Raw genomic sequence first — 13,952 nt, 5'->3', positions numbered from 1 at the left:
TGTATTTATGGTTTCAGAACGACGGTCGAATAGGGCGGAAGCTCGAGCTTTCCTTCCTTCAGCTTCGCCGCCTCGTCCGTCGTCTGGGCGATCTTCTCATATTCGATCGGCTGAGCTTTAGTCGCTTCTAGAGTCACCGTCTGAGGCTGCCCCGACAGGTTGTGCAGCACAAGGCGCCGTTCGTCGCCCGAGGTCCTCTCGTACGCCATCACCGAATCGACTCCGCTCTCGTAAGAACCGATCGAGCCTTCGCGAAGAGCCGCATCCATCCGGCGCCATTCGATCAGCAGGCGGTAGCGGTGGAGCAGCGAGTCTTCCGCTTCCTCTTCGGCTTCCGCCGATACCGATTCGCCCGCTCGATACTTGGACGCCATCCAAGTCGTCTCGCCCGGAGCGCCCGGCTCCCGATTCCAAGGGAACGGCTCGCGGATGTTCTCGTCCGGCTTCATGCCGCTCATGCCCAGCTCCTCGCCGTAGTAGACGAAGGCATTGCCCGGCATCGTGAGCAGCATCGCCGCCGCCGTCTTGGCGTGGTCGACGTTGCCCCCGAGCGCAGACATGACGCGGTTCTGGTCATGGTTGGAGAGGAACGGAGCATCGAGGTAAGCCGACCCTTCCGCGGACTTGGCGTAAAACTCGTATACCCGAGAGAGCGTAAAGCCGAGATCCGAGGCTCTCTCGTTCTGCGCGGCTCCCAGAATCTTGCTGGCAAGATCAAAGTTGAACGCGGAGTCGAACGCCTTGTTCAAGTAAGGACCGATGACGGCCGTGGAATCCCACACCTCCCCGACGAGATAAGCGTCCGGGTTGACCTCGTTCAGCCCGGCGCGGAACTCCTGCCACCATGCCTGGTTGTCACCCTTCACTTCCGGCGTGCTGGCGGTGGACGTAAAATCGCCGTAAATATGCTTGGCCGCGTCCAGCCGGAAGCCGTCGACTCCCTGTTCCAGCCAATACCGGCCGATCTTGATCATCTCCTGCCGAACGGCCGGGTTGTCGAAGTTAAGGTCCGGCATCCCTTCCCAGAAAATGCCGAGGTAATCGTCGCCTCCCAGAGCGTGCCACGGGGGAGCGCCCGCCGCCCCGTCGGCCGGAATGCGGCCTCCCCGGTCGCCGGACCAGACATACCAATCGCGGTACTCGCTATTCTCGCTAGCCGAAGCCTCCTTGAACCATGGGTGCTCCACGCTCGTGTGATTCACGACGAGGTCCATGATGACCCGGATTCCCCTTTTATGGGCTTCCGCCAGAAGCTTCTTAAGGTCGTCCAGAGTGCCGTAATCCGAATTCACCGAGTAGTAGTCCGTCACGTCGTACCCGTGGTAGCTGGGCGACGGGTTGATCGGCATCAGCCAGATCCCGTCCGCGCCGAGCGACTTCACGTAATCGAGCTTCTCCGTCACGCCGTTCAGGTCGCCGATGCCGTCCCCGTTCGAGTCCGCGAACGACCGGACGAAGATCTCGTAGAAGACGTTCGAAGTCATCTGCTCCTGCTCGTCTTCGGAGGAAGAGCAAGAAGCCAGAGCGAGAACGAGCAGCAGCAGGGCTGCCGCCCGAACGGCCTGAAGGCGCCAATGCCTCCTGCTCATCCTTTGTTCGCTCCCGCGGTAAGTCCTTCGACGATGTAGCGCTGAAGGAGAACGAACACGAGCGTGATCGGAAGCGCGACGAGCACGCAGCCGGCCGCGAACATCGTGAAGTTGGCCGTCCGGAAGTTCGTCGCCAGCTCCCACAGCCCGACGGCGACCGTCCAGTTCTCGCGGGCCCGAAGCACGAGGCGGGCCAGGATGAAGTCGATCCAGGAGCCGACGAACAGCCCGATCGCCGAGTTTACGAGAATCGGCTTGCTGAGCGGCAGCATGATTTTCATGAATACCGTCATGTGGCTGGCCCCGTCGATCCGGGCGGATTCTTCCAGACTGAGCGGAAGCGTATCGAAGTACCCTTTGACCACGAACATGCCCAGCACCGGAGCTCCGCACGAATAAATGATGATGAGCGCCAGATGCGTGTCCAGCAGATTGAATTGGTTAAGCAGCAGGAACACGGACGTGAGCGCCATGAGGTTCGGGAACATGTTCAGCACGAGCAGCAGCGACAGCACCTTCTGTCTTCCCTTGAAGCGGAACCGGGACAGCGAATAGGCGACGAGCGTGACGAGCAGGGTTCCGAAGATGGTGCTGAAAACGGCGATTTTGAGCGTGTTCCAGTACCAGCGGCCGAACATGAAGCTTTTGTCCGTGAACAGCTCGGTGAAGTGCACCGTCGTCCAGCGCTCCGGAAGGAACGTCGGGCTGTAGATCGCTCCGCCCGGCCGGAAGGAGGAGACGATGATCCAGACCGCCGGATAGAGGCTCACGACGGAGAGGATGATCAGCAGAATGTAGCTTAAAGTCAAACCGATGCGGGACGCTCTCATTGGACGAGATCCTCCTCTTTGAACGATTTCGTCTGCCGGTAGCTGAGGATCGACACGGTCGCGATCATCAGGAAGACGATGATCCCGATGGCGGAAGCGAAGTTGAACTTGTTGTTGGCGTACGTTAGGCCGAACAGCCACGTGACGAGCAGGTCGGTGTGGCCCGCGAACTGGTATTCCCCGGTCATCGGTCCTCCGCCCGTAAGCAGGTAGATGGCGTTGAAGTTATTGATATTGCCGGCAAAGTTCGTGATCAGCACCGGAGAGGTGATAAATAGAATTCGCGGCAGCGTGATGCTCCGGAACTTCTGGAAAGCCGTCGCCCCGTCGACGTCGGCCGCTTCGTACAAATCCCGCGGGATCGTCGTGAGGACGCCCAGCATAAGCAGCATCGTGACCGGTATTCCGTACCAGGCGTTGACGAGCACGACCGTCAGCTTCGCCCAGCTCGGGTCGGACAGCCAGCCGATCTTCGGGATGCCGAAGTAGCCCAGGTACTGGTTGATCGGACCGAACTCTCCGTTGAACAGGTTGTTCATGATGAGAGCGGAGCACAGGAACGGGATCGCGAACGGCAGCAGCAGAATCGTCCGCCATAGTTTCTTGAAACGAATGCCCTTCTGTTGGATGAGCAGGGCGACGAGCAGCCCGCCGAAGTAACAGGTTACCGTAGAGAGCACCGCCCACTCGATCGTCCAGAGCAGCACGTTCCAGAACGTATGGCTCCAGGTTTTGAGCGTGAGCAGATCTACGAACGTCTTGAAGCCGACCCAGTCGACGAGAGATTTCGGCGGCACGTGCGAAGGGCCGGAGTAGTTCGTGAACGCTATGAGAACGCCGAACAGAATCGGCAGAACGGTCAGAAACAGGATTCCGATCGCGGGGATCGTCAGCATCGTAATCGGGAAGTTCTTCTCGAACAAGGCGTTCACCGATTGGGAGAATCGGGCGATCTTGCCGCCTTTTTCCCTAATCAAGCCGGTTTTATAGGCATCGCGAACGACGAGAACATAGAGCCATACGAAAATAAAAAAGATAATGAGGATGATCAAGCCTTCGACGAGCAATTGGATGGAGTGGTCTCCAGGTACGTTTTTGTAAACCTTGCCTACCTTTACGAGCTGCTGTTTCTTCTCACCTAAAGTAACGATTCCCCAGACCGCCCGATAGAGATGCCCGGCGAAATACCAGATGCCGAGCGCGTCGATGGCCAGGAAGATCAGTCCCTTGATCCATTGTTTGTTATAGAGTTGCCCAAGCCCCGGGGCGATGAGCGACAGTATGGCCGCTAGAATGCTCTTGCGCTGCATATTCGGAACCTCCCCATTCCTGCCAAACTTGCAATAACGCCTTCGGCGTCCAAGTAGAAAGGCGTATCATAAACGGAGGAGGGGCACCTGCCTTGCGGGTAAGCGCCCCTCGTCCTTCGATATCCGTTACTGGGTCGCGGAGTTCGCGTCTTGGATTTGCTTGACGGCGTTATCCAGCGCTTCCTTCGGATCCTTGTTGTTGTCCCAGATGTCGGCCATCGCCGATTGGGCAGGCGTCCATACGTTGCCCATCTCCGGAATCGCCGGCATCGGGGTGGAGTTCGCGAATTGCTCGAGGATGCCGACCAGCAGCGGATCGGCCGTTACCGTCGGATCCGCGGCCGCTTCCTTATTGGAAGGCAGCGTGCCGAGCTCTTGGAAGTCCTTGAGCTGCTGATCCTTCGACGTCGCGAAGCGGACGAACAGCTTCGACGCGTTCGGATATTGCGAGAAGGCGCTGACCGAGAAGCCCTTGACGCCGGAGAAGCTGACGTTCGGCTTGCCGTCGATCGACGGCAGCGGAGCGATGCCGAAGTTGACTCCCGACTTCTTGTATTCCGCGATCGCCCACGGACCGTTGACGTCGTAGGCCAGCTTGCCGCTTAAGAACAAGCCCTTCTTGACGTCGAACGTCGCGTCGGCCGTCTTCATCGGGATGATCTCTTTGAGCTTCTGATACATCTTCGCGCCGGTAATCGCCGCTTCGTTGTTCAAACCGATATCGTTCTTGTCCACGCCCCCGTTGCCGTACACATAGCCGCCCGGAGTGGCAAGGAACGAATACTGGTAATAGAAGTTCTGTTCGAAGAGGAAGGTGTACTTGCCGTTCTGCGTATCGTTGAAGGTCTTCGCGAATTCGAGGATTTCGTCGTACGACTTGGCCGGCGTCTGAACGAGGTCCTTGTTGTAGAACATCGCATAGGTCTCGACGGAACGCGGATAGCCGTAGAGCACCCCGTCGAACGTGAACGCCGCGATCGAAGCCTCCGAGTTCTCCGCCTTGGTCTCCTCCTCGAAGAAGTCGTTCGGAAGAATCAAGCCGGCCGCTACCGCTTTGCCGAGGTTATCGTGAGGATAGATGACGATGTCCGGCCCGATTCCGGCAGGACCGTCGTTGATAAGCTTGTTGATCTGGTCGGCTTCGCTGACTTCCTCGACCTTGACCGGGATTCCGTACTGCGCGGTGAATTCCTTGCCGATCGCCTCCATGCGGGGGATCATTTCCTTCGTTTCCCACACGACGAGGGACGCGCCTTCTTCCGGCGCAAGCTCGTCGGAGCCCGCTTCCCCGGAAGCCGGGGCGGACGCGGATGCGGATGGGGACTCCGTTGCCGCCGGCTCGGAGCCGGAGGCTTCCGGAGATGCCGTGTTGTTGCCGTTGTTGTTGCCGCCGCACGCGGCCAGCGATCCGGCCATCAGGGTCAACGCCGCGATCATGGAAAGCGTTTTGTTGATTTTCACTTTTTCTTTTCCCCTCTCATTCGTCTTGATCGTTGTCTGGATTGGTTCCTCGATTCGGGTCGCGCTTGAGTCTTGTTCGAGTCTCGCTTGAGTCTTGTTCGAGTCTTGCTTGAGTCTTGTTCGGCATCTGATCGACTCAGCTTGTGCAAACGTTTGTATTAACCTGCCGAGTTTAGCCGAGAAAGTGGACAAATCTTATCCTTGTCTCGGCTTCATTCACGAGATTAATCGCTTACAAATAGGTGAAAGCGCTTCATACTCGCATCTTCACTATACATCATTTGCCTGCGTTGCAAAAACGTTTGCACAAACATTTTTCTTATATTTCAAGAGGGCTATCTTCCGATTTCTCTTCTTTTCTTCGATTTCCTTAGCAAATCAAAAAATGGAATTTCCTTTCCTTACTATTATAAATAGTCGCCGCTGCTTCGGTTTTCTCCTTCTTTTGGCATCCAGAGGCCCTTTAGGTACCGTTTACAACGCTTTTACGTTCATGTAACATGAAGGTATTCGCAGCTCTCGTTCAAACGATTGCACTGTTGCATGGAGGTACCTTATGTCCGTTACCATCAAAGACGTCGCCAAGAAAGCCGGAGTTTCGCCGTCCACCGTCTCCCGCGTCCTGTCGAATCATCCGCGGATCAGCCGGGAGACGACGAAGAAGGTCAAAGAGATCATGGAAGAGCTGGGCTACCACTCCAATATCATGGCAAGAAGTCTCGTCTCCAATAAAACATACACGCTAGGGATGATCCTTCCGCGACCCGCGGAGGAGCTGTTCCAGAACCAGTTTTTCGCCGAGAACATCCGAGGGATAACGACGCAAGCCTCGCGCAACGGTTATGATCTGCTCATGACGACCGGCAACTCGGAGCAAGGGGAGCTGGAGGCGGTCACTCGCCTCGTGAAGGGCCGCCGCGTGGACGGAATCATTCTGCTGCAGTCCCGCAAGAACGACCCGATCATCGAATTTCTGAAAAAAGAAGCGTTCCCGTTCATCCTTATCGGCCACAACCGGGAGGACGACGACATTCTGTGCGTGGACAACGATAACGTGCAGGCGGCGTTCGACGCGACCCAGCATCTGATCTCTCAAGGACACGAGCGCATCGGCTTCGTCAGCGGCCCGCCGAACCTGACGGTATCCGTGGATCGGCTGGAAGGCTTCCGGAAAGCGATGGATTTAAGCGGCTTGCGCGTGCAGCCGGAGTGGATCGTCGAGGGCGAATTCCTTCAGGAGAGCGGCTACCGGGCGATGTCCTTCTTCATGAACCTGCCCGAGCGGCCGACCGCTCTCGTCGTCGTGGACGACTTGGTCACGTTCGGGGTGCTGCGCGGCTTGAACGAATTGGGCTTTAAGGTTCCCGAGGACCTCAGCCTCGTCAGCTTCAACAATATCGCGCTGGCCGAGCTGTCCACGCCGCCTCTAAGCAGCATCGACATCGGAATCTATCAGCTGGGCTATATGGCCTCCCAGCAATTGATCCGGCATATCCAAGGAGACAAACCGCAGCAGACGTGCGTCATCGTGCCGCATCGCCTGATCGTGCGCGAATCCTCCCTCAACCAAAAAAACAAACGGAGTTGAAGCCCATGTCCTCCTACCTGGACAAGAAACCTTATCTGATCGATGCCGTTATCGGCAACTCGCGTTATCTCGCATCCGTTCTTAAGACGGGCAGGCTCGTCCGTCTCTGGTGGCCGCACGTCGACATTCCGCAGCATGCGGATTCGATTCGCGGCGGCATCCGCATGGCAGGCGCCGAGCGCACGACCTGGTTCGACGGCACGGACGACGGCTGGAGCCATCGCTCCTCCTACGTTCCGCGAACGAATATATTCGCGGTGGAGGCCGCTTCGCCGAACTATCCGATCGGCGTTCGTTCCGAGCTTTACGCCGTTCCCGGCCAAGACGTTCTCGTGTTCGACTACCGGTTCACCAACACCGGCAACGAGAACCGCTCCTTCTCGTTCTTCTTCTACACGTCGATTCAAGCCTCGGAGAATCCGTTTTACCATACGACGCAGTTCGTTTCGCCTTCGGATGCCTTGGTTCATTTCCGTCATGACTATTCTTTTGCGGTCTCGGGTGCAAACGTATGCACTAAGTATCAATCCGGATATGCCTGGGAGGCGGCCCATTCGGGAGGCCTCAACGGGGATCGGATCCAGATGTCTCCCGAAGGCGCGATGGAGTGGTCCTTCCCGGACTTGGCTCCGGGCGATACCGCCCGCATGACCGTTTATCTGGCTGCCGGACGTCGCCAAGAGGAGTCGCTATCGGCGCTGGCAACGGCCAAATCGGCAGGCGCCGCCGAGCTTCGGGCCCGTACGGTCGACTATTGGAGCGGATACCTCGACTCCGTAGCCGCCTGTCCTATCGATCGTCCGGACCTGAACGAGCTATACGAGCGCTCCTTGCTGGCGATGAAGCTGATGACCGACGAGCAGACGGGAAGCATTATCGCGGCTCCGGAATTCGACGAATATTTCTCCCGCTGCGGCGGGTATGCCTACTGCTGGGGACGCGACGCCGCCTTCATCACGACGGCTCTCGATAAAGCCGGGCTGATCGACATGTCGACCCGCTTCTACGAATGGACGCTGACCGCCCAAGACCCGGACGGCTCCTGGCAGCAGCGCCATTATCACGACGGCACGCTCGCGCCGTCCTGGGGACTGCAAATCGACGAAGGCTCCTCTATTCTGTGGGGGATGCATCAGCACTATCTGGCATTGAAGGACGAGAGCCGGACGGCGTTTCTTGGATTGGTATGGGAGGCTGTGAAGAAAGGCTCCGAATTCCTCGTTCGTTCCATCGACGAATCGAACGATCTCCCAATGGCCAGCCACGACCTGTGGGAGGAGCGCGTCGGCCAGCATACGTATTCTTCCGCCGCGGTCTATGCCGGGCTGAAGGCGGCCGCTTCCTTCGCGGAGCTGAAGGGAGAGATTGCTCTCCGGGACGGCTGGAACGCCGTTGCCGATCGGATCGCGGAGAAGCTCGTCACCCTCTGCTGGAACGAAGAAAGCGGCGCTTTCTACCGGGGCGTCAACTTAACGATCGATGCCTGGAAGGTTGAGCAAGCCGAGCACGCCGGTTTTGCGGTTTCCCGCTCCGTCGACGATAAGGGCTACGCGCGCCACCGTCAATCCTTCGACCCGGTCGTCGACATCAGCCTGCTCGGCGTTTCCGTCCCGTTCGCCGTTATTCCGCCGAATCATTCTCAGGCGCTCCGTACCGCGGACGCCATCGAACGCTTACTGACGGTTCCGGGCGTCGGCGGGATCAAACGCTACGAGAACGACAACTATATCGGCGGCAACCCTTGGATTCTGACGACGTTATGGCTTGCCCAATACCGCGCGAGCAACGGGCAGCTCGACGAAGCCATGAGGCACTTGGACTGGGCGGTTCAGCACCGGACGCCTAGCGGCCTGCTGCCCGAGCAGGTCGACAAGAGCACCGGCGAGACCGCCTGGGTCGTCCCGCTCACCTGGTCTCACGCGATGTTCATCCTGACGGTGCATCTGATCGCAGAGGCTCGTTCCCGGAGCGAGCTGTCCGCTGACCTGGCGATGTAAAAAACAAGCCCTTCAAGCTTTGCTAGCTTGAGGGGCTTTTCGATGTCTTCAGTCTCGGCACATTTGGTGCACGCTGTACCTCACTTTGACGGAGTTGCTCCGGTTTCGGCGAATGTAGGGTAAAGGGCACCACACATTAACGAGGTAACCTAGTCTCGGCGAATGTAGAGTACGGGTACCCACTTTAGCGGAGTAACTCTAGTCTCGGCGATTTGTAGGTACGGGGTACACGCCCGTTATCGGCTAACGGACACTGGCGACTCTTAAACGTTGGTTTATCGCTCTTTGGAATTGTAACGGACACACAGTCCGTTAGCGTTCGGAAACGGCCTTGAAATGGTACTTTTATCCTTCTAAGGGTTTTCTATGTCCGTTACATTTTATAAAGGCCATTTCGACGTTTTTAACGGACTGTATGTCCGTAAGAATCGCGGTCAACCCGTTTTATGGCGTGGCGATTCCTTTTTTTGGCTTCGTACGTTCTTTTATCTGCCATCGATTCGGTTTGGTGGTCAAAGCGCCATGTTTTCGAAGATATGGCGCGAGGAGTGGAGGTTTATTAATACCCTGACGGGGTACCGCTCTATAGCGGATTCGCTTCCTTTTCGGCAAAGAGGATTCAACCAAAAACATATTTCAGCGGAAATTCTCAAATTTGGCTTCAAGATATGAAACGAGGTAAGAGCTTTCGTACCTGAGCGAGTGGGAGAGGCGACATAACGATCGGCGCTCCCCTTTTAGCTCCCACTGAACGAGCGTGAGAGGCGGTATACCACCAACTGCCCCCTTCTTGGCCCCTGAGCGAACGGGAGAGGCGACATAGCACAACGATCCACGCACCAACCAATCCTACTGAACGAGCGGGAGAAGCGCCGCAGCCCTTCCCCATGCCAGTCGGCTCCCCCAGCTCGAGCGAAACTTTAAATGCTCCAATGCTGCCAGTCGGTCTGGCGCTGCTCGTAGCTCGCGATCCAGTCGGTCGTCGCCTTGAACAGCTCCTTCTTGTATTCCCCCCGTGAGAACGTATGGTCCGCTTGGAAAATGATCACTTTCTCGCAGCGACCCTCACCCCGTAGCCAGAACGTCTTCTCGAGCAGGAACGTGTAGTCCACCGGGATGGTGTCGTCTCCCGTTCCGTGCACGAGCAGGACGTCGCCAAGGAACCTCTGCGTCTCTTGGAAAGGCTGGTGCTTCAGGAGCGCATCGAAGAACGGCGGCTTCAGCTCATAGCCCAGATAGTCGGACGACCCCTTGGTCACCGCCTCGTCGTACGTACTGCGTCCCACGATACGAAGAATATCGTTGAAGGGGTAGCCGACGGGAGCCCACAGGATAAGGGACTTAACCCTGCGGTCTCGCACCGCCGTCAGCAGCGCGACCGATGCTCCCAGACTGTGCCCGAGCAGCGTCACCCGGCAAGGATCGACGATATCGAGCGCGAGCGCATAGTCCAGAACCGTTCTCGTCTGCTCGATCATCGAATCGATGCCGTGCTCCCCATACACTCCGTCGCTCTCCCCGCATCCCGCAAAATCGAAGCGGATCACGAGATTGCCCTGATCGGCCAACTCCGCAGCGGCCAGAACGAACAATCGATCCACCCCGACGCGGCTGCCTACGAAGCCATGAGTAATGACGATAACCGGCCACTTTTTCTCGCCGCTATGATGATGAATCCCGCTAGGATAATGAATCGTCGCGGCCAGGTTCAGTCCTTCGTGCCGGATGGTCAATGCGCGCTGCATAGAGTCGCCCTCCTTATTTCCATTAATTCCGATTAATTTAGTATGTATTGAATCTTACACGTTCCCAACCCGCCTGTCAAGGGAGAGATCGCGGGACGCTCTACTAATTTGCATCGAATAAGGACATTCTAAGACCAATCGACCCGTGGAAAATGAAACCTGTTCGACCGTTACCACAACCTCCGAGGTGATCGCCATGAAACCTATCGTAAATTGGCTTGAGCATCACGTGCTGACGACGATCCTTATCGTCGGAACAATCTTAGCCGTCGTTTACGTGATTTCGAACCGCAAAGCCCTGTTCTGGAAACAATAAAACCGCCAAAGCGTTCTCCGCGTTGGAGATCGCCTGGCGGCTCTTCCTTGCCGATATTAGTTTAGGCTTGCACAAGCGCCTTAGCCGCGATATCGGTTCGATTCTGTTTGCCTTCGAAATGAATGCGATCGGCGGCTTCGTACGCCTTGGCCCGAGCCTGCGCGATATCCGCTCCTCGGCCGACGACTCCCAGCACGCGCCCCCCGCTGGTCACGATCTCCCCGTCCTTCTCGGCGGTTCCCGCATGGAACACCAAAGCGTCTCCGACATTGTCCAGCCCCTTGATCGGGAAGCCCTTCGGATAAGAGCCCGGATAGCCTCCGGAGGCCAGAATGACGCACACCGCCGCCTCGTCGCTCCAGGAGATCTCGATGTCATGAAGGCGGCCGTTGATCGACGCGAGGAAAATATCGACGAGATCGGTCTTCAGCCGAGGAAGAACGACCTGCGTCTCCGGATCGCCGAAGCGAGCGTTGAACTCGATCGTCTTCGGGCCGTCCTTCGTGATCATGAGCCCGGCGAACAGAACGCCGCGGAACGGACGGCCTTCCGCGACCATCGCCTTCGCGGTAGGCTTGATGATGTTCTCGATCGACTCGTCGATGATCGATTGAGGGATGTGGGGCAGCGGCGAGTAAGTGCCCATGCCGCCCGTGTTCGGACCCTTATCGCCGTCGAACACCGGCTTGTGATCCTGCGCCGCGGACATCGGACGAACCGTCTCGCCGTCCACGAACGCGAGGATCGACATCTCTTGGCCCTCGAGGAACTCCTCGATGACGACCTTGTCTCCCGCCGCGCCGAACGACTTCGACACCATCGTCTCGCGAAGCGCTTCTTCCGCTTGCTCGCGGGTGAAGCAGACCGTAACGCCCTTGCCCGCCGCAAGCCCGTCCGCTTTGATGACGATCGGCAACGGCTGCTCGCGAAGATAAGCCAAAGCCGTCTCGTAATCGGTGAACGTCTCGTATTTCGCCGTCGGGATGTTATATTTCTTAAGCAGGTTCTTCATGAAAATTTTGCTTCCTTCGATCTCGGCCGCGTTCTTCCGAGGCCCGTACACCGGCACCTTCGCCGCTTCGAAGACGTCGACGATGCCCGCCGCGAGAGGGTCGTCCGGCCCGACCACCACGAGATCGATGGCGTTGTCGAGCGAGAATTGGACGAGCTTGTCGAACTCGAACTCGCCAATGTCCACGTTCTCGGCGATTTGCGCCGTTCCCGCATTGCCGGGAGCGCAGTACAGCTGCTTCACCTTGTCGCTCCGCTTGAGCGACCAGAGGATCGCATGCTCGCGTCCGCCTCGCCCGATCACAAGAATATTCATTTCCGAATCCCCCTTAATGTGTAAGCCGAAATCAGTGCTTGAAGTGGCGGACGCCCGTCATGACCATCGCGATGCCGTTCGCGTTGGCGACGGCGATCGATTCCGCGTCCTTGATCGAGCCGCCCGGCTGGATGACGGCCGTGATGCCGGCCTTCGCGGCCAGCTCCAGCGTGTCGCCCATCGGGAAGAACGCGTCGGAAGCCAGAACGGCGCCCTTCGCCTTCTCGCCCGCTTGCTCGATCGCGATCTTCGCCGCTCCCACGCGGTTCATCTGGCCGGCGCCGACGCCGACCGTCATGTTGTCCGCAGCGAGCAGGATGGCGTTCGACTTCACGTGCTTGACGACCTTCCAGCCGAACAGGAGCTGCTTCAGCTCTTCTGCCGTCGGGGCGCGGTCGGTCACGACCGTCAGATCCGCTTCGGTCAGGGAGTGCACGTCGCTCTCCTGCACCAGCATGCCGCCTTCGACGCTCGTTACGAGCCATTCCGACTGGCGCTGAGCGCCCGCGGTCAGGTTGCCGAGCTTCATGAGGCGAATGTTCTTTTTCTTCTGCAGAATCTCGAGAGCCTCCGGCGTGAAGTCAGGCGCGATGATAATCTCGAGGAAAATCTCGCTCAGCTTCGTCGCCGTAGGTACGTCGATCGTGCGGTTCGCCGCGACGATTCCGCCGAAGATAGACGTCGGATCCGCTTCGTAAGCCTTGCGGTACGCTTCGTCGATGTCGGCTCCGATGCCGACTCCGCAAGGGTTCATATGCTTCACGGCGACGACGGCCGGTTCTTCGAACTCCTTCAGGATCGAGAGAGCCGCGTTCGCGTCGTTGATGTTGTTGTAAGAGAGCTCCTTGCCGTGGAGCTGCTCCGCTCTCGTGATGTTGCCTTCCGAGGAGATCGGCTTCTTGTAGAAGGCCGCCTTCTGGTGGGGATTCTCGCCGTAGCGAAGCTCTTGAACCTTCTCGTAGGTAACGGACAGACGCTCCGGCAGCGGCTCGTCCAGCACCTTCGCGAAGTAGTCGGAGATCAGGGAGTCGTAGGCGGCCGTGTGGCGGAACACCTTCGCCGCCAGGCGTTTGCGCGTGTCGAGGGTCGTGTCGCCGCCCGCCTTAACTTCTTCGAGAACCTTGGCATAGTCGCCCGCGTCGACGACAACGGTAACGAACGCATGGTTCTTCGCGGCGGAGCGGAGCATCGTCGGACCGCCGATGTCGATGTTCTCGATCGCGTCCTCATAGCTCACATTCGGCTTCTCGATCGTTTGCTGGAACGGATACAGATTGACGATAACGATATCGATATAGTCCAGTCCGAGCTTTTGCATCGTTTCGACGTGCTCTTCGTTGTCGCGAATCGCGAGCAGCCCGCTGTGAACGGCAGGATGCAGCGTCTTTACGCGTCCGTCCAGCACCTCCGGGAAGCCCGTTACGTCGGAGATGCCGATGACCGGCACGTTCTCCTTCTCCAGCAGCGTTTTCGTCCCTCCGGTCGAGATGATCTCGACGCCCAGGTTCGCCAGCTCGCGGCAGAACTCTACGATCCCCGTTTTGTCGGAGACGCTCACAAGCGCTCTTCTGATTGCCATGGTTCCCACTCCTATACAATAATGATGGCCCGTCCCATCCGCCGGAGCGTGCGGAACGAGCCTTTTTCTTATTTTCTTAGCGGTTAAGCGCCTCATGCCTTCTGCTACAAGCAATGTACTTGAATTTTCAACTCTATTTTCGAGATAGGGCCCACTAACGGCGAATTAAACATGATATTTCAGGTTTAATAAGTGCCTTTCCCACTCCGA

The 13,952-nt window shown here is 57.9% G+C and carries 9 protein-coding genes; 2 read left to right on the top strand and 7 right to left on the bottom strand.

The window, feature by feature from the left end; all coding sequences use genetic code 11:
* Positions 1 to 5: 5 nt before the first annotated feature.
* From H7B67_RS18095 to H7B67_RS18080, 4 genes are all read right to left on the bottom strand, one after another.
* Positions 6 to 1,589 carry an alpha-amylase family glycosyl hydrolase gene (locus H7B67_RS18095; protein WP_185121271.1) on the bottom strand — a complete coding sequence of 528 codons (1,584 nt, stop codon included), beginning with the start codon at positions 1,587 to 1,589 and terminating at the stop codon, positions 6 to 8.
* Positions 1,586 to 2,419, bottom strand: a complete 834-nt coding sequence (locus H7B67_RS18090; protein ID WP_185121270.1) for a sugar ABC transporter permease — start codon at positions 2,417 to 2,419, stop codon at positions 1,586 to 1,588. Before H7B67_RS18090 ends, H7B67_RS18095 begins: the two co-directional genes overlap by 4 nt.
* Positions 2,416 to 3,729 carry a carbohydrate ABC transporter permease gene (locus H7B67_RS18085; protein ID WP_185121269.1) on the bottom strand — a complete coding sequence of 438 codons (1,314 nt, stop codon included), beginning with the start codon at positions 3,727 to 3,729 and terminating at the stop codon, positions 2,416 to 2,418. The genes H7B67_RS18090 and H7B67_RS18085 overlap by 4 nt, the downstream gene beginning before the upstream one ends.
* Positions 3,730 to 3,855: 126 nt before the next feature.
* A complete protein-coding gene (locus H7B67_RS18080) occupies positions 3,856 to 5,190 on the bottom strand; it encodes an extracellular solute-binding protein (RefSeq protein ID WP_185121268.1) in 1,335 nt (444 codons plus the stop codon).
* Positions 5,191 to 5,746: 556 nt separating this feature from the next.
* Here H7B67_RS18080 and H7B67_RS18075 point away from each other — a divergent pair.
* Both H7B67_RS18075 and H7B67_RS18070 read left to right on the top strand, forming a co-directional pair.
* The gene (locus H7B67_RS18075; RefSeq protein WP_185121267.1) at positions 5,747 to 6,778 is read left to right on the top strand and encodes a LacI family DNA-binding transcriptional regulator; all 1,032 of its coding nucleotides are present in this window, start codon (positions 5,747 to 5,749) and stop codon (positions 6,776 to 6,778) included.
* Between the two features lie 5 nt (positions 6,779 to 6,783).
* Positions 6,784 to 8,775: a glycoside hydrolase family 15 protein gene (locus H7B67_RS18070; RefSeq protein WP_185121266.1), complete on the top strand. Its 1,992-nt coding sequence runs from the start codon at positions 6,784 to 6,786 to the stop codon at positions 8,773 to 8,775.
* 920 nt (positions 8,776 to 9,695) lie between these two features.
* Here the strand turns inward: H7B67_RS18070 and H7B67_RS18065 are convergent.
* The 3 genes from H7B67_RS18065 to purH form a co-directional block, all read right to left on the bottom strand.
* Positions 9,696 to 10,520 (bottom strand): alpha/beta hydrolase, encoded by an 825-nt coding sequence (locus H7B67_RS18065; RefSeq protein WP_185121265.1) that lies wholly within the window; start codon positions 10,518 to 10,520, stop codon positions 9,696 to 9,698.
* Between the two features lie 377 nt (positions 10,521 to 10,897).
* Positions 10,898 to 12,163, bottom strand: coding sequence for a phosphoribosylamine--glycine ligase (purD, locus tag H7B67_RS18060; protein WP_185121264.1), 1,266 nt, complete (start codon positions 12,161 to 12,163; stop codon positions 10,898 to 10,900).
* 31 nt (positions 12,164 to 12,194) lie between these two features.
* Positions 12,195 to 13,742, bottom strand: a complete 1,548-nt coding sequence (gene purH / locus H7B67_RS18055) for a bifunctional phosphoribosylaminoimidazolecarboxamide formyltransferase/IMP cyclohydrolase (RefSeq protein ID WP_185121263.1) — start codon at positions 13,740 to 13,742, stop codon at positions 12,195 to 12,197.
* Positions 13,743 to 13,952: the final 210 nt, after the last annotated feature.

The sequence above is a fragment of the Cohnella thailandensis genome, assembly GCF_014212135.1.
Classification (GTDB): Bacteria; Bacillota; Bacilli; order Paenibacillales; family Paenibacillaceae; genus Cohnella; species Cohnella thailandensis.
The sequence above is the reverse complement of the archived record's forward strand: the minus strand, read 5'-3'. Positions and strand labels throughout refer to the sequence as shown.